General features: G+C 62.1%; 18 protein-coding genes and 1 riboswitch. Of the genes, 7 read left to right on the top strand and 11 right to left on the bottom strand.

From position 1 onward, the window contains the following. Positions 1 to 61 precede the first annotated feature (61 nt). The 7 genes from cobA to mqo form a co-directional block, all read right to left on the bottom strand. Positions 62 to 1,300 carry a uroporphyrinogen-III C-methyltransferase gene (cobA, locus tag BDB13_RS15185; RefSeq protein ID WP_094272368.1) on the bottom strand — a complete coding sequence of 413 codons (1,239 nt, stop codon included), beginning with the start codon at positions 1,298 to 1,300 and terminating at the stop codon, positions 62 to 64. Continuing rightward, positions 1,297 to 1,698, bottom strand: coding sequence for a cobalamin biosynthesis protein (locus BDB13_RS15180; protein ID WP_254922824.1), 402 nt, complete (start codon positions 1,696 to 1,698; stop codon positions 1,297 to 1,299). The genes cobA and BDB13_RS15180 overlap by 4 nt, the downstream gene beginning before the upstream one ends. Beyond that, positions 1,676 to 3,052, bottom strand: coding sequence for a cobyrinate a,c-diamide synthase (locus BDB13_RS15175; RefSeq protein ID WP_094272366.1), 1,377 nt, complete (start codon positions 3,050 to 3,052; stop codon positions 1,676 to 1,678). The genes BDB13_RS15180 and BDB13_RS15175 overlap by 23 nt, the downstream gene beginning before the upstream one ends. Next, positions 3,046 to 3,660, bottom strand: a complete 615-nt coding sequence (gene cobO / locus BDB13_RS15170) for a cob(I)yrinic acid a,c-diamide adenosyltransferase (RefSeq protein WP_094272365.1) — start codon at positions 3,658 to 3,660, stop codon at positions 3,046 to 3,048. The genes BDB13_RS15175 and cobO overlap by 7 nt, the downstream gene beginning before the upstream one ends. A gap of 22 nt (positions 3,661 to 3,682) precedes the next feature. Further along, the gene (locus BDB13_RS15165) at positions 3,683 to 5,629 is read right to left on the bottom strand and encodes a magnesium chelatase subunit D family protein (protein WP_094272364.1); all 1,947 of its coding nucleotides are present in this window, start codon (positions 5,627 to 5,629) and stop codon (positions 3,683 to 3,685) included. Between the two features lie 9 nt (positions 5,630 to 5,638). After that, positions 5,639 to 5,794, bottom strand: a riboswitch (adenosylcobalamin (AdoCbl) riboswitch). 123 nt (positions 5,795 to 5,917) lie between these two features. Continuing rightward, positions 5,918 to 6,394 carry a GNAT family N-acetyltransferase gene (locus BDB13_RS15160; protein WP_094272363.1) on the bottom strand — a complete coding sequence of 159 codons (477 nt, stop codon included), beginning with the start codon at positions 6,392 to 6,394 and terminating at the stop codon, positions 5,918 to 5,920. A gap of 11 nt (positions 6,395 to 6,405) precedes the next feature. After that, the gene (mqo, locus tag BDB13_RS15155; RefSeq protein ID WP_094272362.1) at positions 6,406 to 7,944 is read right to left on the bottom strand and encodes a malate dehydrogenase (quinone); all 1,539 of its coding nucleotides are present in this window, start codon (positions 7,942 to 7,944) and stop codon (positions 6,406 to 6,408) included. A 146-nt stretch (positions 7,945 to 8,090) separates the two neighbouring features. Between mqo and BDB13_RS15150 the strand changes: the two genes are divergently transcribed. Continuing rightward, positions 8,091 to 9,119, top strand: coding sequence for an alpha/beta hydrolase (locus BDB13_RS15150; RefSeq protein WP_094272361.1), 1,029 nt, complete (start codon positions 8,091 to 8,093; stop codon positions 9,117 to 9,119). Beyond that, positions 9,116 to 10,492 carry a mycothione reductase gene (gene mtr, locus BDB13_RS15145; protein WP_094272360.1) on the top strand — a complete coding sequence of 459 codons (1,377 nt, stop codon included), beginning with the start codon at positions 9,116 to 9,118 and terminating at the stop codon, positions 10,490 to 10,492. The genes BDB13_RS15150 and mtr overlap by 4 nt, the downstream gene beginning before the upstream one ends. Positions 10,493 to 10,560: 68 nt before the next feature. Here mtr and BDB13_RS15140 read toward each other — a convergent pair whose 3' ends face one another. From BDB13_RS15140 to BDB13_RS15125, 4 genes are all read right to left on the bottom strand, one after another. Continuing rightward, positions 10,561 to 11,106 (bottom strand): alpha/beta hydrolase, encoded by a 546-nt coding sequence (locus tag BDB13_RS15140; protein ID WP_094272359.1) that lies wholly within the window; start codon positions 11,104 to 11,106, stop codon positions 10,561 to 10,563. A gap of 117 nt (positions 11,107 to 11,223) precedes the next feature. Further along, a complete protein-coding gene (locus BDB13_RS15135; RefSeq protein WP_094272358.1) occupies positions 11,224 to 12,204 on the bottom strand; it encodes a linear amide C-N hydrolase in 981 nt (326 codons plus the stop codon). A 27-nt stretch (positions 12,205 to 12,231) separates the two neighbouring features. Further along, positions 12,232 to 14,139: an alkyl/aryl-sulfatase gene (locus BDB13_RS15130; RefSeq protein ID WP_094272357.1), complete on the bottom strand. Its 1,908-nt coding sequence runs from the start codon at positions 14,137 to 14,139 to the stop codon at positions 12,232 to 12,234. 43 nt (positions 14,140 to 14,182) lie between these two features. After that, positions 14,183 to 15,652, bottom strand: coding sequence for an MFS transporter (locus BDB13_RS15125; protein WP_094272356.1), 1,470 nt, complete (start codon positions 15,650 to 15,652; stop codon positions 14,183 to 14,185). Positions 15,653 to 15,763: 111 nt separating this feature from the next. Between BDB13_RS15125 and BDB13_RS15120 the strand changes: the two genes are divergently transcribed. The 5 genes from BDB13_RS15120 to BDB13_RS15100 all read left to right on the top strand — a co-directional run bounded on the left by BDB13_RS15120 (position 15,764) and on the right by BDB13_RS15100 (position 19,556). Next, complete coding sequence (locus tag BDB13_RS15120) at positions 15,764 to 16,372, top strand: helix-turn-helix domain-containing protein (protein WP_094272355.1); 609 nt, start codon at positions 15,764 to 15,766, stop codon at positions 16,370 to 16,372. A gap of 7 nt (positions 16,373 to 16,379) precedes the next feature. Beyond that, a complete protein-coding gene (locus BDB13_RS15115) occupies positions 16,380 to 16,886 on the top strand; it encodes a CopG family transcriptional regulator (protein ID WP_094274937.1) in 507 nt (168 codons plus the stop codon). Between the two features lie 65 nt (positions 16,887 to 16,951). Next, positions 16,952 to 17,815 carry a DUF4097 family beta strand repeat-containing protein gene (locus BDB13_RS15110; RefSeq protein WP_094274936.1) on the top strand — a complete coding sequence of 288 codons (864 nt, stop codon included), beginning with the start codon at positions 16,952 to 16,954 and terminating at the stop codon, positions 17,813 to 17,815. Between the two features lie 11 nt (positions 17,816 to 17,826). Continuing rightward, entirely contained in the window at positions 17,827 to 18,768 is a 942-nt protein-coding gene (locus tag BDB13_RS15105; protein ID WP_094274935.1) for an ATP-binding cassette domain-containing protein, read from the top strand. Further along, positions 18,765 to 19,556 (top strand): ABC transporter permease, encoded by a 792-nt coding sequence (locus tag BDB13_RS15100; RefSeq protein ID WP_094272354.1) that lies wholly within the window; start codon positions 18,765 to 18,767, stop codon positions 19,554 to 19,556. Before BDB13_RS15105 ends, BDB13_RS15100 begins: the two co-directional genes overlap by 4 nt. Positions 19,557 to 19,812 lie beyond the last annotated feature (256 nt).

The raw sequence follows: 19,812 nt of genomic DNA, 5'->3' as shown, positions 1-19,812 counted from the left end.
CACAAAAGGTCTGGCCTTCACTCGTGCCGAGTGAAGGCCAGACCTTTTGTCGTGCAACGTATTACTGGACGAGCGAGAAGCCCGCGGTCGGTCCGATCACCACAATCGCCGGAGGCTTGATCTCCTCGTCCTTGACTCGCTGAGCGACAGTCGCCAAGTCGGCCCGGACCTCACGCTGCGTGCGCAACGTGCCTTCCTGGATCACGATCACCGGAGTGCTCGCGGGGCGCCCACCCTCGATCAGAGCTGCGGCAAACAATTCGATGCGCTCGACTGCCATCAGCAGAACGATTGTGCCCCGCAACTTCGCCAGAGCCGACCAGTCGACCAACGAATCCGGGTGGTCCGGAGCAACGTGACCGCTGACAACCACGAACTCGTGGGTGACGCCGCGATGTGTGACCGGAATACCGGCCGCCGACGGTACCGAAATCGCGCTCGTGATTCCCGGAACGACTGTCACCGGGACACCTGCTGCGGCACAGGCTTCGAGCTCTTCGTAGCCACGGCCGAACACGTACGGATCGCCACCCTTGAGCCGGACGACAAACTTTCCGGCTTTGGCATTGTCGATCAGCGCAGCGTTGATGGCTTCCTGAGCCATGGCCCGACCGTACGGAATCTTCGCGGCATCGATCACCTCGACGTCGGGGCCGAGTTCTGCCAGCAATTCCGGCGGTGCCAGGCGGTCGGCGACGACGACATCGGCACGCGCCAACAGTCGTCTGCCACGCACCGTGATCAGGTCCGGATCACCGGGGCCGCCGCCGACGAGTGCCACACCGGGCGCAGCCGGTTCGGCGGTGTCCGCGAGAAGACCCGATTGCAGCCCTTCGACCACAGCGGTGCGAACAGCTGCCGAACGACGGTGATCGCCGCCGGCAAGGATGCCGATGCTCATGCCGTCGTACTCGGCGCTGGCAGGCGTGACAGCCGTACCGTGCTTCGCGTTGTCCGCGCGCACACAGAAGACTCGACGACGCTCTGCCTCGGCGACGATCGCCGCGTTGGTCTCCGGTTCATCCGTCGACGCAATCGCGTACCAGGCACCCTCGAGGTCACCATCCTGGTACGGACGCTCGTCGACCGTGATCTGGCCGGCCGTCGCCATACCCTCGATTGCCGGTGTGACCGCACGGCTGATGACGTGCACGCGGGCGCCCGAGCTGATCAGCAAGCCGAGTCGGCGCTGGGCGACCGTCCCGCCGCCGAACACGACAACGCGTCGATCGGTCAGGTTGAGTCCGACCAGGTAGTTGGTCTCGTCTGCGGTGGGCTCGCTCACTCGCACTCCATTCATTTCTGGATCGTTGTACACGCTGGTAGAACTTTACGGGCAGCAGCCACGGTCACCGTATTGGTGGATGTCTTGCCGACGACCAACGGTCCGTGATCGGCAGCGAGGATCGCGGCGGCTTCCGCCACACTCGCCACACCCACCGCATTCTCGACTCGTCGCGACGGCGACGGAACATTCACCGCGACCAGACTTTCCGATTCGAATGCGACCACCGGTACCGCCAGCTGGTCAGCTGCCGTAGTGAGCGCCGACGAAGACGCCTTTGCAGTAATGGTGGCCAGAGCCGCAATCATCTCGCCCGCTGTCACCGCTCGCACTGCGTCGACAATGTCAGTGGCGGTGGCCGCAGTGGTAAATCCGACGCCGACGTACACCTCACCCACGGGCTGCGTCGACAAACCGTGCGATCGATGTCGGCTGACCCGCCGGATGTGTATGCAGATAGGAGGCATGCACACCGCCGCGAACAAAGCCCTCACGCTTGGTTCCGCCGTCCCAGGGCCGCCAACCCCAGGCACCTACGTGCCCGTCCGCCGATTCCGAAACCAGCGACGTTCGATGGAACTCGTGCCCGGCAACCCTGGATCCCGCTTCGAATAGGCTCGAATCCCCCAGTGCCACAGCTTCTCGGTATCCGAGAGTCAGTTTCTTGCCGAACTGCGCGTCGACGCCGATCACACCGGCCATCTCGTGTCCGTCGAGACTGCGCGCGAGGTAAAGGAGGCCGGCGCACTCGGCGTGAATCGGGGCACCGCCACCGGCGAGGTCTCGAACCTGCTGCAGCAAAACGGTATTGGATGCCAGATCAACGGCATGTTCTTCGGGAAATCCGCCGGGTAGAACCAATGCCGCCGCGCCGGAGGGCAATTCGTCCTCGAGAGGATCGAAGACCTGCACGTCGGCGCCCGCCGCGACGAGCAGTTCCCGATGCTCGGCATATCCGAAGGTGAAGGCCGGCCCGCCGGCCATCGCAACCACAGGCCTCGAAGCGCGATGGTCCCCCACTTCCACGGCAGGGTCCCAGGAGGCTTCGCTGACCGTCGAGGTAGCCAAAGTACGCACGGCATCAAGATCGACGTGCGTTGCAATCAACTCCGACATCGCATCGACTGCCGCGACCGCTGCCGCTCCGTGTTCGGCCGCCGGAATCAATCCGAGGTGGCGGGACGGTACTTCCAACTCCGCCAGGCGCGGAACAACACCGAGAACCGGGATCCCGACCTTGTCGCACGCGTGTCGCAACACCTGCTCATGACGGGCACTGCCGACGCGGTTGAGAATCACTCCCCCGATGCGCACACTCGCGTCGTAGGTCGCGAAGCCGTGCAGCACCGCAGCGAGGCTTTGACTGTGGCCGCGGGCGTCGATCACGAGGACAACCGGTGCGCCGAGAATCGAGGCAACCTGCGCCGTCGATCCCTCGGCCGACGCCTGCGCGTTGGCTTCGTCGATCTTGCCGTCGAACAGACCCATGACACCTTCGACGACTGCGATGTCGCAACCGGCGGTGCCGTGGTTGTAGAGCGGCCCGACGCGATCCGTCCCCACCAGCACGGTGTCGAGATTACGTCCCGGACGCCCCGCGGCCAGTCCGTGATAGCCGGGGTCGATGTAGTCTGGCCCCACTTTGAACGGCGCGACGCTGCTACCCGAACTGCGAAGAGCACCGATCAATCCCGTTGCCACCGTGGTCTTTCCGCTCCCTGACGCGGGGGCGGCAATCACGACGGCGGGAGTAGAAGAGCTCACCATTCGATGCCCCGCTGGCCTTTCCGGCCCGCGTCCATGGGGTGCTTGATCTTGGTCATCTCGGTGACAAGATCGGCCGCTTCGATCAAGGCCTGCGGAGCGTCACGTCCGGTGATGACAACGTGCTGATTACCCGGTCGGTCACGCAGAGTCTGCACAACCTCGTCGACGTCGACCCATCCCCATTTGAGAGGGTAGGTGAACTCGTCGAGTACGTAGAAGCGATGTTCCTCGTTGGCAAGGCGACGGGCGATCTCCTTCCACCCCTCGGCAGCAGCGGTGGCGTGATCTTCTTCGCTACCCGCCTTTCGGGTCCAGGACCAGCCTTCGCCCATCTTGTGCCACTGCACCGGACCGCCGACGCCGGTCTCGTCGTGCAGGTTTCCGAGCGCACGGAACGCAGCTTCCTCGCCGACCTTCCACTTCGCGCTCTTCACGAACTGGAAGACGCCGATGTCGAAACCTTGGTTCCAGGCGCGCAGCGCCATACCGAACGCTGCGGTGGACTTGCCTTTGCCCGGTCCGGTGTGGACTGCCAGCACCGGCGCGTTACGACGCTGACGTGTAGTCAAGCCGTCGTCGGGAACTGATTCGGGAACGCCCTTGGGCATGGTGATCTCCTGGGGGGAAACGTTAGGCGGCGGCGCGGACGACGCCCGCGACCTGCTGCGCTGACAATTCGGCAAGGCGGACGCATCCGCCGCGTAGTTCTCGGGCCAGTTCGGCGGCCAATCCCAAACGGACAAGCCCGGTTTCGCAATCCACGACGATGGACGCCACCGAGGCATCGGCCAACAGATGCGCAGCAACTCTGGCACGGTGCAGTGCGTCCTTGCCGCCGGTAGCGCGGCCGTCGGTGAGTGCGACTACCAGTGCGCGGCGCTGCGGATCCCGAAGCCGTTCACGCAGAACAACTTCCCGGGCCCGCAGGAACCCTTCTGCCAGTGGCGATTTACCGCCCGTGCGCATGGATTGCAGCCGACGAACAGCGATATCCACCGAGGACGTCGGCGGCAGAACGATTTCTGCCTCGCGCCCGCGCACCGTAATCACGGCAACCTTGTCGCGGCGCTGGTACGCGTCACGAAGAAGGGAAACCACCGCCCCCGTGACAGCAGACAGGCGATCACGCGCCGCCATCGAACCCGATGCGTCGACAACAAAGACGATCAGATTGCCTTCTCGCCCTTCACGAATCGCGCCCCGCAGATCCGTCGGCGCCAGCCGAAGCCGTCCCGTAGTGCGGCCGCGAGCAACCTGGGATCCCGCAGCCGCAAAGACCGTGCTTGTCAGGTGCAGTCCGTGGCCGCGATCGGAAGTGGACCGCACGACGCGTCCACGCGAAGACTCGGACCGCGAACGGCGTCCGGGCGCACCTTCGCCCACACCGGGAACTTCGAGGAGTTTGGTGGCAAATTGGCTGCTCGGTGGAGCAGACGGTCGGTCGGCGGCGCGCACTCCCCCGCCCGGACCGTCAGGATCCTCCGGACCGTCATCGTCAGGTCCGTCATCGGGGCCAGAATCATTCGGGCCACCGTCTTCAGGGCTACCATCTTCGGGGTTTTCGGGAGACTCAGGCTCACCAGCGCGCGCATCGTCGTCTGCCTGCTGCTGCGCATCTTGGTCGGCCTGCCTCAGCGCGTCGTCCAACTGCTGCTGATCGAGGCCCGGCTCATCGAACGGGTCGCGTCGACGACGGTGTGGCAGAGTCAATTCCGCGGCAATCTGCACGTCTTCTTCGGTCACCTCGGTGTCCCCGCGCCACGCGGCATGGGCAGTAGCGGTGCGAGCGAGAACCAGATCGGCACGCATACCGTCGACGTCGAAAGATGCGCAGAGTGACGCAATTCTGCGTAGCTCACGGTTACTCAACTCCACGGAATCCAATTGCCCACGTGCCGCAAGAATTTCGGCCGCCAGTTCCTGATCGGCCGGCGCGTAGCGGGCCGCAAAAGCCTGCGGGTCGCGTTCGTAGTCGAGGCGGCGACGCACAACGTCCATGCGCACATCGACATCCCGAGAAGCTGCCACATCCACTGCGAGACCGAAACGATCCAACAACTGTGGACGCAGTTCTCCCTCTTCGGGATTCATGGTTCCCACGAGAACGAACTTCGCTGCATGCGAGTGCGAGATTCCGTCACGTTCGATGTGCACCCGGCCCATTGCCGCAGCGTCGAGGAGAACATCCACCAGATGATCGTGGAGCAAGTTCACTTCGTCGACGTACAGAACACCCTGATGGGCTGCGGCCAGCAACCCGGGCTGGAAAGCTCGTTCACCGTCGCGAAGAACCTTCTCGAGGTCGATCGAGCCGATCACCCGATCTTCCGTCGCACCGACGGGAAGTTCCACCAGCCGCGCGGGACGGCTGACACCGGCATCGTCGACCGCCGGCAGCAGCGCCGTCAAAGCGCGCACCACCGTGGACTTGGCCGTACCTTTTTCGCCGCGAACCAGCACCCCGCCGATTCCCGGGTGCACCGCACACAGGATCAACGCCAGCCTCAATTGGTCCTGGCCTACAACGGCGCTGAACGGAAAACCCGCTACCGCGCTCTGATCATCTTCTACACGCACGTCGACATCCCTCCACCTCTCGGTTTCCTCGCCGAGAACTTGGCTTATCCGAATGTCGCGGCAACCTGGCTGAGATCTCGTTTCGCAGATGAGATCTTTCACAGTGGCGGGACCGCGCCTGAATCGAACAGGACTTCCCCGCGAGCATTCGGTATCGAAAAAACCCTAGTCGGCTCACTTTTCAGCGAGCCGACCAGGGTCAATTGTCGCGGCGCGACCAGGGTCAATTGTCGCGGCGCGACCAGGGTCAATTGTCGCGGCGCGACCAGAGTCAATTGTCTTACAGAACTAGCTGGCGACTACAAACGCTTCGCCGCCGCCACGACGCATCGGCGTGTGGGGAATTCCGTCTTCGAGGAACTCTTCGCCGTCCGTCTTGAAGCCGTGCTTGCTGTACATCTCGACCAGATAGGTCTGGGCGTTGATGCGACACGGTGCCTCGCCGACCTCGGCGAGCGCTGCCTGCAGCAATCGCGTCGTGTGACCTTCGCCACGAGCCGAACGAGAAGTGCAGAGTCGTCCGATTCGGAAGCTCTTCTTGCCGTCGTCGTGCTCTTCGAGAAGACGAAGGGTGCACACCACTTGGCCGTCCTGCTCGAGCCAGAAATGGCGCGTCTCTGTCAGCAGGTCTCGCCCGTCCAGCTCGGGATACGGGCAAGCCTGCTCGACGACAAAGACCTCCACTCGAAGCTTCAGCAACTCGTAAAACGTCTTGTTGTCGAGATCGAGTGCCCACGAACGTTTGAGTGCTGCTGTTGCCGTCATGGACTCGACTATCACACAGCTGCTGCGGTATCCGCGACCGGAGAAGCCCCGGTTGCGGCGGCCGAATCGAGCTCGAGCACCTTCGAAGACCAATCCCACACCTGGTCGAACAGGCCCTCGTTGTCGGCGAGCTTAACGCCGATGGACGGGATCATCTCGCGAAGCTTGCCCTTCCAGCCCTGGAATTCGGTCGGGAAGCAGCGCTCGAGGACGTCGAGCATGGCCGGAACAGCCGTCGACGCACCCGGGGATGCGCCGAGCAGGCCGGCGATCGATCCGTCTTCGGCGGCCACGACGGCAGTACCGAATTCGAGGACGCCGCCCTTGCCCTTGGCCCGGCGGATCACCTGGACACGCTGGCCCGCGGTGATGAGCTCCCAGTCCTGAGCCTGTGCCTTGGGGGCAAACTCACGCAGGTCGACGATACGGCCGGCTTCGCTCTTGGTGAGCTCGCTGACGAGGTACTTGACCAGGCCGAGTTCGCTGACGCCGACGCCGAGCATCGAGAGGATGTTGTTGGGCTTGACCGAACCCGGCAGGTCCGTGACGCGACCCTGCTTGAGGAACTTGGGTGACCAGCCGGCGTACGGTCCGAACATCAGTCCCGGCTTGTTGCCGATGACGCGCGTGTCGAGGTGCGGAACCGACATGGGCGGAGCGCCGACAGCGGCCTTGCCGTACACCTTCGCGCTGTGCTGCGCGATGAGTTCGGGGTTGGTGCAACGCAGGAACGCACCGCTGACCGGGAAGCCGCCGAAGCCCTTGGCTTCCTTGATGCCCGACTTCTGCAGCAGGTGCAGAGCGCCACCGCCGGCACCGACGAATACGAATCGTGTACGGACGACGCGCTTTTCACCGGTACGCGTGTTGGTGACCTTGACTGTCCACGTCTTGTCGGAGTTCTGCGTCAGGTTGGTGACCTCGTGGCCGAAGTACATCATGCCGCCGGTCTTGCCGATATGGCCGACGAGCTGCTTTGTGAGCGCTCCGAAATCGACGTCGGTACCGTCCTGGCTCCAGTTGAGAGCAATGGGGTCCGAGAAGTCGCGGCCCTTGGACATCAGCGGCAGACGCTTGGTGAACTCGGCCGGATCGTCGATGTACTCCATGCCGCGGAACAGGGTATTGCCGGCAAGTGCGTCGTAGCGGGCACGCAGGTACTTGGCGTTGGCCTCACCGTGGACAAAACTCACGTGTGCGACGGGATTGATGAATTCCTTGGGCTGCGTCAGGATGCCCTGCTCAACCGCGTGCGCCCAGAACTGGCGGGACACCTGGAACTGCTCGTTGACGTTGACGGCCTTCTTGATGTCGACCGTGCCGTCCGGGTTCTCGGGGGTGTAGTTGAGCTCGCAGAGCGCGGAGTGACCGGTTCCTGCGTTGTTCCACGGGTCGCTGCTCTCGGCTGCGACGGCATCGAGGCGCTCGAAGGTCGAGATCGACCAATCGGGCTGCAACTGGCGCAACAGGGCGCCCAGCGTCGCACTCATGATGCCTGCGCCCACGAGCACTACATCCGTCTTCGTCTCTACCGCGTTCTGATTCGACACTGGAGAATCGACTTCCTTGTCATTTGCCGTGCGCGCATCCGCCTGCTGTGTTACGCCGAACAGGTTACCTGGGCGTAAGTGCGCCGTTAACCACACCCAATTGTGCGCTACAACGCGGACGTGAAACGACGATTAGATTGTGATCTGTGACTACATGGGTTCCAGACGTCCTCGGAGACGGATATCAGCAGCTGACCATTCCTCTCGGAACCGATCCGGACGGTGAAGGTGAGGTGGATGCCACACTCGTCCGCTATCAACCGCCAGGCGACGCCGCCCGCGCAACCCGTGCAGTTCTGTATATACACGGGTTCACCGATTACTTCTTCCAGAAACATCTGGCGGAGCACTTCGCTGCGCAGGGTTACGCGTTCTTCGCGCTGGATCTGCGCAAGTGCGGGCGATCGCTGAAACCGGGCCACACCGCCCACTACGTGTCGGATCTCGCGTTGTACGACGCGGAACTCAACGAGGCACTGCGCATCGTCAATGCCGAAACCGACGGCAGTGAACTGCTGCTGATGGCTCACTCGACCGGCGGATTGATCGCGCCGTTGTGGCTGGACCGACTCCAGCGCAGGCCTGGCGGAACCGCCGGACTCGGCATCGCCGGCATCGTGCTCAACAGCCCGTGGTTCGACCTCCAGGGCCCGCCGATGGTTCGATCCGTCGGCACGGCGGCCATCGATGCAGTGGGCCGAGTGTCCGCGAAGACCGTCATTCCCGGTACCGGATTGCCGACGTACGGCTCGAGCCTGCACGTCTCCGCCAACGGCGAGTGGGACTACAACCTGGACTGGAAACCCCTATCCGGTTGCCCCATCACGTTCGGCTGGATGCGAGCAGTTCGTGCCGGACACGCGCAACTGCATCGCGGCCTCGATATCGGAGTGCCCGCCCTGGTCCTGCGCTCCAAGAAGTCACAATTCGCCAAGTCCTACAACCCGAGCGTCGACATCGCGGATTCGGTCCTCGACGTGCGGCAGATCGCGCGGTGGGCCGGCTGCCTGGGCGACCGCACTACCATCGTTCCTATCGACGGCGCGCGCCATGACGTCTTTCTCTCCACCGAGAAGCCTCTGGCCGCAGCTTTTTCCGAACTGGATCTGTGGCTGGAGTGGCTCGAAGGCCACCTCGCCGCAGACGCTGACATCACACAGGAGACTGCGCAGTGACGCATTACGACCTTGCCATCATCGGCAGTGGTTCCGGAAACTCGTTGCCCGACGAGCGTTTCGACGGCAAGAAGATCGCCATCCTCGAAGAAGGCACCTTCGGCGGCACGTGCCTCAACGTCGGGTGCATCCCGACCAAGATGTTCGTCTACGCCGCCGAGGTTGCCAACACCATCTCGCATGCCGAGAAGTTCGGTGTCGACGCCACCCTGGACGGCGTCCGCTGGTCGGACATCGTCAAGCGCGTTTTCGGGCGCATCGATCCCATCTCCGCCGGCGGTGAGCGTTACCGCAGCGAGGATCTCCCCAACACCACCGTCTACCGCGGCCACGCCACCTTCACCGGTCCGAAGACCATCGACACCGGTACGGGCGAAACAATCACGGCAGATCAGGTAGTCATCGCGGCCGGGTCGCGCCCGATCATTCCCGCGGAGATCTCCGCGAGCGGTGTGAAGTACTACACCAACGAAGACATCATGCGTCTGCCGGAACTTCCCGAGCATCTTGTGATCGTCGGCTCCGGATTCATCGCTACCGAATTTGCACACGTGTTCTCCGCGTTGGGTTCTCGCGTCTCTATCATCGGCCGCAGTGGGCGGCTGCTGCGTCATCTGGACGACGAGATCTCGGAGCGTTTCACCGAACTCGCGACAAAGAAGTGGGATGTCCACCTCGGCTCGCCGATGCAATCCGTCAAGGCTGACGGCGACAACATCGCCGTCGAGCTGGACAACGGCACAGTCGTTTCCGGCGACGTCCTCCTGGTTGCGGTGGGCCGCAAGCCCAATGGCGATCTTCTCGGCCTCGACAAGGCCGGCATCGAACTCGACGACAAGGGTTCCATCGTCGTCGACGAGTACCAGCGCACCAGCGTTGAAGGCGTCTACGCGCTCGGTGACGTCTCATCGCCGTATCAGCTCAAGCACGTCGCCAACCACGAGATGCGGGTCGTTCAGCACAACCTGCTGCAGGACGCCTGGAACGACACCTCCGGGCTACGCAGCACCGATCATCGCTTCGTTCCCGCCGCCGTCTTCACCGACCCCCAGATCGCCGACGTCGGCATGACGGAGAAACAGGCCCGCGACGCCGGCCTCGACATCACCGTCAAGGTCCAGGCCTACGGCGACGTCGCCTACGGCTGGGCGATGGAAGATCAAGAAGGCATCTGCAAGGTCATCGCGGAGCGCGGGACCGGACGTCTCCTCGGCGCCCATGTCATGGGCACCCAGGCGCCCACTGTCATCCAGCCGCTCATCCAGGCCATGAGCTTCGGACTCTCCGCTCAGGACATGGCCCGCGGCCAGTACTGGATCCACCCGGCTCTGGCCGAGGTTGTCGAGAACGCACTGCTCGGACTCGATATCTGATCGGCTTTTCGACAGATAAAGGCGGGCACTCCATTAAGGAGTGCCCGCCTTTGTCGTCTGTCAGATGTTCACCAGGAACTGGTGCGAAGCACGATCTCCGTCGCAAGTTCTGCCGGAGCCGACTTCACGATGTCGTCCACACCGGGCACTTCTGCCACCCGGAAATCGGAGTACACGAACCGGCCGCTGGCGTCCGCAAGTGCACGTCCGGCGCTACCCACAACAATCGTGGTCGGCACCTCGACCGGAGGAACTCCAACAACGTCACTGGCCGCCGGATGACCACGATCCACCGAAATCAGACTCGCAAACCGTCCGAACTGACGTGCCGCCAACAACCACGCAAGATCCGCGCCCTCCCGGTGCCCCACCAAATTCACCCACGCAATGTTCAACTCGTCCAGAAGGACCACAGCAGTCGTTTCGTCGAGATTCTCGATCGATTCCACCGCTACGGTGCGCAAATCCGAATTGTGCAGGCGCTCACACACTTTGTCGTACACATCAACAGGATCACCCTTGCCCGGAAGCAACAGAACCGCATGCTTGCTGACCGGTCCGTCGATCCGAACGGTGCACGACCCCTTGCCCACCGCTACTCGAGTCAGTTCCATGAAAGGAAACGGTACGCGATCCAATCTCCGCGGCTGCGAGCAGCGGACCGAATACGACCGGTTGTTCCTCCGGCCTGCGGCCCTCAAACCCTGCCGGCCCTCAGCCCCTGCCAGCACTCACAGTCCGGCAAAGACGAACGGTTCAGCCTGCGCAAACTGATCAGTGGAATCTCCCGAATAGACGATGCTCTCGTTAGGCCCGAGGTCAAGCTTGCGTACTCCCGACCCCTCACTCAGATCGATCGATGACACGTCCACCCAGAAAGTGTTCGGTGTCATCGCCGACTCGAAGAAGTACAGCCCGCGTTTGTGGTCGACGACGGTGCGCCACCGCGTCGACGAGATATTCGGCTCGTCGGGAGTGGAAATACCCAGGGGCACGGAGACATTCCTGATGACACTGAACGTCGCGGCCAACGCGGTCCGAGCGTCGTCGGTCTTCGGAATTGCGTCGACGTAGAAGGAGGCCCGCGCAAATCGGTCCGCAGCACGATTGGTTCCGGGCAACATGACGGTTCCGTTGATCTGCTTCCAGTACTCGTTGACAGCGAGTTGCTTGTCGAAGGTCGGGGAATTGGTCATCACCTGATAGTCCCGGTTGTGATGAATTGTCGGACGGCCATCGATGTATTCGACTATCGCACTGTCACCGCCGGCATCCGAGAGCGACATGTGCAATGTCGCAAGCCGGTCTTCTCCGGGAACGGACGCGGTCACAAGGGTGAAAGGTTCCGCCGCTAATGCCTCGACGGCTTCTTTCACACTCGCGTATCGATCCAGCACGTACTGAGCCCACAGCGCGATGGACAAGCCGGGCGTCGATCCGTCATAGGTTGGGTACTCGGACTCGACCAGCCACAGCAGATTGGCCGAGAGCCCCGCATCGTTCACCCCGTCCGTCGTGCACAAGTCGTAGGCGGTGGCAATAACGCTGCCGTACAACGATGTCCACGTTATCGAAGTCGGCCCGGCGCACCCCGCACGCTCCATGCCACGGGGAAACGCCCACAGGTTGGTTCCGAGATCGACCTTCCAATCCATCGATCGGGCCGTGATCACAGTGTCGTTCGGCCCCAGATATACCAATCGCGTACACATCGAAAAATCTGTCCCTTCGACTACGAGCTACGGCGTGACGATATTGAAGCTGGGATCGAAGGTATCCAACAACTCTCCCAACGTCTTCAAAGCAGAATCGTCGCCGTCGAGCGAGATCTTCCCGGCCCGAGCCAACTCAGGCGCTGCACCGGGTTGCAAAAGTGCACCGATCAGCGCAGGTTTCGGTCCCGACACCGTCAGCTGGGTGTTCGATGCCGCTCCCCGTCTGGCATTGAGTACGCCACGCTTGACCCACGTAGTCCACGTTTCGTTGTCGTGATCGGTGAAGACGAAATCAATGCGGAGATCGACGTCCGTTGCCTTGTCTCCGATGAGATGTATTGCGACGAAGTCGAACAGGATGTCGATGGGCATCGCGAGGACACTGTCCTCACTCGCCGTGATGTAGGGCGGAGGCTGCGAGCCTTCACGTAATTCCAGGGCCGCCGACAAGTAGATTCCGCGCCACTGCGGCCCTTCGGCTTGATACCCCATCTGCTCGTAGACGTCAGCCTGGAGGTTCTTCGCCTCGGTGTTCTCCGGTTGTGCGAACACCAACTTGTGCAGGATCTCAGCGGCCCAGCGGTAGTCTCCCGCATCGAAAGCCCGCTTGCCCTCGTCCAGAATCTTCTGTGCACCAAGGAGATCGACAAAACGTCTGGCCGACTCCACCGGCGGATGTGGATGTAGCGACACCGGATCGCCGTCCCACATTCCCAACTCCTTGGTGTAGACGGCTCGAACGTCGTGGTGCAGGGTTCCGTGATATCCGCGGTTGTACCACTTACGCCCGAGTTCCTCCGGTAGCTCGATGACCTCGGCAGCTTCGAGTGGTGTGTATCCCTTGTTCGCCAGACGCAGCGCCTGGTCGTGAATGTATTTGTATGTGTCTCTTTGTGATTCGATGAACGGCACCAGGTTCTCGTTGCCCCACACCGGCCAGGTGTGCGGACCGTAGTGAACTGCTGCGTCGTCTCCCCATCGTTCGAGAGTCTCATCCAGATATCGGGCGAAGTTGCGGGCGTCGCGCGTACGTGCCCCCCGCAATGTCTGGATGTTGTGGAGCGAATGATTGGCGTTCTCCGCACAGGTCAGCGCTGCGAGTTCGGGGATCCAGATATGCATTTCCTCCGGAGCCTCGGTGTCGGGTGCGTAGAGGAATTCGAACTCCAGACCCGCAATTTCTCGTTTCGTTCCGGTCTCGGTGATGCTGTCCGTGGGGGAAATGTACGAGACCAGTGGACCTTTGGTGCTGATCGTTCCGATCCCGCACGTAACCATCCCCTTCGGCCCGAGGTCGAGCAGTCCGCCGAATGCGTAGAACGAACGCCGGGCCATGGCATTACCCGCAACCACATTCTCACCGATTGCGAACTTGTCGAACGACGCGATCGTGCCTGGCGCGATGATCGGTACCTTCCCCGACGCGACGTCGTCGACATCGACGATTCCCTTGACGCCGCCGTAGTGGTCGATGTGTGTGTGCGTGTAGATAATTGCCGCCACCGGTTTGTCGCTGACGTGCTCACGAATCATCTTCATGCCCTGGCGCGCCGATTCAACGCCCGCCATGCAATCGATGACGATCAGGCCCTCATCGCCTTCTACGACCGTCAGGTTGGCGAGGTCGTTGTTTCGCACCTGATATAGGCGATCCGTGACTTGGTACAGCCCGCCCCGGCGCATCAATTGGCCCTGACGCCACAAGCTCGGATTGACGGTATCCGGCGCAGAAGTATCGTCGGTGAGGTAAGCCATCGCCTCCGGGTCGAACACCACGTGACCGTCATCGCCCAACACCTTTCCCGGCAACGGCGCGATCAAGCCACGATCCGCATCCACGAAATCTTGCCGGTCCTCCATGGCATACCGCGCGATTGCTTCGCGATTCACCGTCACAGTGGCCGGTGTTGCGTCCTGATGGTTCTGGCACATGGCACTCCCCGTTCGGTTACGACGATCGGTTACACCCACATCTCTATCCGGCCGGAAGGTTCGGTGGAATCACCCGTACTGGGTGAACCGCTGCCGGTTGAACCGCTGCCGACTGAGCCGATGCCGACTGAGCCGATGCACCGGCGATGACAAGAACCACCAGCCCACACCCGACAACGAGCATCCACCCCGCGTGTGATGCCTGCGCGACGTCCGACTCGACAGTGTTCGCGACAAAGCCGCCGGCCAATGCGACGCCGAGAGCAGCGCCGAACTGTCGTGCACTGGAGGTGATTCCACCGGCAAGTCCGGCTTGCGATTTCGGCAGTCCGTTGACAGCAGTGTTGGTGATGGGGGCATTCGAGAAACCGAAACCGATACCCAGAAACAGGTAGGCGACCAGCACAGTTGAAAGTCCGGTGTTGTTGTCGAGAGATACCAGGCACAGACCACCCAATGCAGTGAAGCTGCCCGCGATCAGAAGCGGTAACCGCGGCCCGACGCGTCCGACCAGAATGCCCGACAGCGGCGCGCACACGGTTGCTGCAACGGCCATCGGGAGGATCATGACGCCCGCGGCAGCCGGGGTCATACCGCGTGCTTGTTGCAGATAGAACGTGCCGAGCAGCAGTGTTGCGTTCAATGCAACAAACACCACGACTGCGCCGAGAACCGCTGCAGGAAAGGGTCTGTGCCGAAACAGTGCAAGATCGACGAGTGGTTCGGTTTTCCTCGATTCGACAGCAACAAACGAGGCCAAAGCTAGTGCGACTGCAATGTATCCGGTCACCGCACTTGGTGACGTCCATCCGATTCGTGGGCCCTCGATGAGCAGTCCCACCGCGCCGCCCACAACAGCGACCAACAATAGTTGCCCCGGCAGGTCGAGCCTTCGCGGCTGCGGAGCGCGCGATTCCGGCACGAACACGGCAGTCAACATCAGAACAATCACGATCACCGGGACGTTGACCCAGAACACGGATCGCCAGCCGAAACTTTCGATGAGCACTCCGCCGATGATCGGCCCGATGGCCATACTCAGACCGAACACCGCGGCCCACACGCCGATCGCCTTGGCTCGCTCCTTCGGGTCGGTCATCACGTTGACCACGATTGCCAGTGCAACCGGACTCAACATCGAACCACCCACGCCCTGTGCAATTCTCGCGGCGATCAGCACGCCTACCGACGGCGCAAGTGCGCACGCTATCGACGCGACTCCGAAGACGACCAGTCCGAGCTGGAAAACGCGTCTGCGGCCGAACCTGTCGGCCAGGGTTCCGGACGAAATCAGCAAGCTCGCCAGAACGAGTGTGTATGCGTTGACGACCCATTCGAGACCAGCGATCCCGACGTGGAAACTCTCCCCGATCGTCGGCAACGCGACATTGACGATGGTCGTGTCCAATCCGACCACGAACAGGCTGGTGCAGCAGATTGCCAGGACGCCCCACCGCCGTCGGGTATGCATTCCGATCGCCGGCGGTCTATCGATTCCGCTCGAAGGTCTCATGGTTGGACTCCCTTTGTGCTGATGCTGTGCCGTGGTCGCCTGTCGAAAGGATCGTCGCAACCGGGCACCCGAACTCGGTAGGAAATTTGCGGAAACTGCAAAGATGAGCGCATGGATGCCGAACTGGAGAAGATGCTCAGCGATATCGGACCGAGATTGCGGGCACTTCGACGCGATCGCGACATGACCCTCGAAGCTCTGTCCGACGCCACCGGCATCTCCGTCAGTGCACTGTCACGACTCGAGTCCGGCAAGCGCCGCCCTACCCTCGATTTGCTTGTGCCTCTTGCCCGAACCCATCGTGTGGCACTCGACCAACTGGTTGGAGCACCCGCGACCGGGGACCCCCGAGTCCACCTCACACCGAGTCGCCGCCGGAACGGGAGTGCCGTAGTGCCGTTGACGCGCTATCCGGGCCGAGTTCAGGTATTCAAGCAGGTAATCGGGCCCCGTCCGCCGAAACTTGTCACACATGCCGGGTACGAGTGGCTCTACGTTCTCGCCGGCGAACTCCGCCTGATCCTCGGCGAAAACGAGGTTGTACTCCGGCCCGGAGAAGTCGCGGAATTCGACACCGCGGAACCCCATTGGTTCGGCCCGACAGGTGACCAGGTTGTCGAGATCTTGCACTTGTTCGGCCCCCACGGCGAGAAGGCCCGCGTGCGCACGCAACATTCGATGCCACCAAACTCTTGTGATGGCACACGAATGGTGCCATAGTGGTGCCATGGACTTGAGACCGTACGTCGACAACCTCCGTCACGAACTGGCAGTCGCAGCACAAGCCGGCGGAGACGATGCCCGGGCGCTCGCCGAACGATTGACGGCGCCACTGGAATCAGCGACCCGACTGACGCTCCTCGACGCCTTGTCTGCAGCTGCTGCTGAAATCACCCGCGACCTGGCACCGGGTTCCGTCGACCTCCGCCTCCGCGGAAATGAACCCAGCTTCGTCGTGACGCCGGCACCGAACGAGAGCGCGGCGGTTGAACCCGACTTCACTGCGCCGCCGCCGATCACGCAAGCCGACGACGGAACTATGACGCGGATCAATCTGAGGCTCGGCCAAGAGCTCAAGGATCGGGTCGAGGCCGCCGCACGTGACGCCGGAATCTCCGTCAATGCGTGGCTCGTTCGCTGCGCGGCAACAACTTTGGACGGCGGCGCCAGCCGAACCGCTCCGAGACAACGCGCATCCCAGGGTGCCGAAAGCTTCACCGGATGGGTGCACTGACACTCCGCCCTGCCGACGCGCCAACCTTTTTCGCAACCGAAGACCACATCATCGGGAGTATCACCATGCCCACATTCAGCACCCCCAGCCCCATCTCGGTCAGCATCGACCTCCCCGTCGGGAACGTCCGCATCACTGCCGGCGACCGTGTGGATACCCTCGTAGAAGTGTTGCCCAGCAACAGCTCTCACGAAGCAGATGTTCGAGTGGCAGAACAAACTCGAGTCGACTTCGCCGGTGGAAGGCTTCAGATCAAGGCGCCGAAGCAACGCGGACTCGGCATTTTCGGCAAGACCGGTTCGATCGAGGTGACAATCCAACTACCCGTCGGTTCTCAACTCGACGGTAGCGCCTCACTCGCGACGTTCCATGTCACCGGAACCCTCGGGAAGTCCCGCCTGAAGCTCTCGAGCGGTGACTGCACTCTCGGCACCACCGGGCCCCTCGACGTCAGCACCGGCGCCGGCACTGTCTCCGTCGAACACGTCAGGGGCGATACCGATACAAGCACCGGATCGGGGACCATCCACCTCGGCACCATCGACGGCAGCGCGGTGGTCAAGAATTCCAACGGCGACATCAGGATTGGAGTGGTAGCCGGCGCTCTGAAGGCTAAAACAGCCAACGGCGATGTTGTCGTAGACAGCGCCCAATCCGACGTCACTGCCGCTACCGCCAACGGCGACATCCGTCTCGGCAGCCTCGAAAGCGGAGTTGCCTCAGCTAAAACCGCTGCCGGGAAGATACACATCGGAGTGCGATCAGGCACCGCTGCCCGATTCGACGCCCACACATCGTTCGGCCGCGTCGACAACCAGATGACCACCACCGACGGACCGGCCTCCACCGAGCGCCGGGTCGAGGTCCACGCACATACCAGCTACGGCGACATCGTCATTCGACGTGCGGAGCCCCCCACCACCCAGTGAAAGGAACGCTGATGACCAGCACCACTGCCATCACCGCAACAGACTTACGAAAGTCCTACTCCGACAAGACGGTACTGGACGGCATCGATATTTCGGTCGACCGCGGAACGATCTTCGCGCTACTCGGCCCCAACGGCGCCGGTAAGACAACGATCGTCGAAATCCTCTCCACCCTCACACCGGCCGACGGTGGCGACATCCGAATCGCGGGCTACAACCTGTCCGACGATCCCGATGCCATACGTTCGAGTATCGGTGTCACCGGCCAATTTTCAGCAGTCGACGACTACCTGACCGGCGAGGAGAACCTACTCCTGATGGCCGACCTTCATCACCTGAGCCGAGACGAACGTCGCAGTCGCACTTCCGAACTCCTCGAAAAGTTTGACCTGGTCGAATCTGCGAAGAAGCTCGCATCCACATATTCCGGCGGAATGCGTCGACGCCTCGACCTCGCAATGACATTGATCGGCCGGCCCGAGATCATCTTCCTGGACGAGCCCACTGCCGGACTCGACCCTCGTAGCCGACGCACCATGTGGCAGATCATCCGCGAGTTGGTCGGCGACGGTGTCACGATCTTCCTCACGACTCAGTATCTCGAGGAAGCCGACCAATTGGCGGATCGCATCGCCGTACTCGATCAGGGCAGGATCGTCGCCGAAGGCACGGCCGCAGAACTCAAACGACGTATCCCGGGCGGACATATTCGACTTCACTTCGCCGACAGAATCCAATTCGATTCGGCAGCAGCAGTTCTCGTGGAATCATCGCGTGACGATGCCGCCTTCGTCCTGCAGATTCCCAGTGACGGCGGAGTCAGTTCACTGCGCTCACTTCTCGATCAACTCGACGCTCACTCGATCGATGTCAAGGAACTCTCCGTCCATACCCCTGATCTCGATGACGTATTCCTCACCCTCACCGGCACCGAAAGGACCCCGACGCGATGACCACCATGACTTTTGCCTATCAGGATTCCAAAACCATGCTGCGCCGCACACTCCGACGCATCGTGCGATACCCGTCGATGACGTTGATGCTGGTGGGAATGCCCGTCGTCTTCCTACTGCTGTTCGTTTACGTCCTCGGCGGAACGCTCGGAAACGGTCTCGGCCCGGGCGGCGGCGGCCGGGCGGACTACGTCAATTACGTTGCACCGGCGATCATCTTGATGACCGTGGCGTCAGCGGCGCAAGGGACAGCCATTTCAGTGGCGATGGATATGACGGCGGGAATCATCGCGCGATTCCGCACCATGTCCATCACCCGCACGTCAGTCTTGACCGGACACGTTCTGGGCAGCATTCTACAAACGGCGGTGAGCCTCGTGATCGTGATCGCCGTGGCCATCGCCGTCGGGTTCCGCCCCACGGCCGGACTGGTCGAATGGATCGCGGCCATCGGTCTACTTATTCTGGTCACGACGGCCCTCATCTGGCTGTCTGCCGCACTCGGCCTCGTCAGCAAGAGCGTCGAGACTGCAAGTAATCTCCCAATGCTGTTGGTGCTCTTACCTTTTCTTGGCAGCGGGTTCGTTCCGACCGAGTCGATGCCGACCGGATTGCGATGGTTTGCCGAATACCAGCCCTTTACGCCGATCATCGAAACACTGCGAGGCCTACTGCTCGGCGGTCCGATCGGCAACAACGCGATCCTGGCAATCGCGTGGAGCGTTGCGATCGCCGTTCTCTCCTACGTGTGGGCTCGGCACCTGTTCAACCGGCGACCGGTGCGGTGAACGCCCGAATCCGGCACGGTGATCCCCACCCTATTCCGAGCGAACGTACCTTCCGTCGCATCCAAGGCGATAGGCGTACCTTTCGCTCAGGTGAGGAACTCAGAATCAGATCCCTCCATTACGGAGCGAAACGTTACGGAAGTCGCTAACGTGGAAGTCCCGCCACGAGACCTGGACGGCTCTGCGATGGCACGGTGCACGTTCCCCGGCACCACATAAGACGCTATGCGGTCCAGTCGAACCAGCTCGCATGCGA

Source organism: Rhodococcus sp. OK302, from assembly GCF_002245895.1.
Taxonomy (GTDB): Bacteria; Actinomycetota; Actinomycetes; order Mycobacteriales; family Mycobacteriaceae; genus Rhodococcus_F.
The sequence above is the reverse complement of the archived record's forward strand: the minus strand, read 5'-3'. Positions and strand labels throughout refer to the sequence as shown.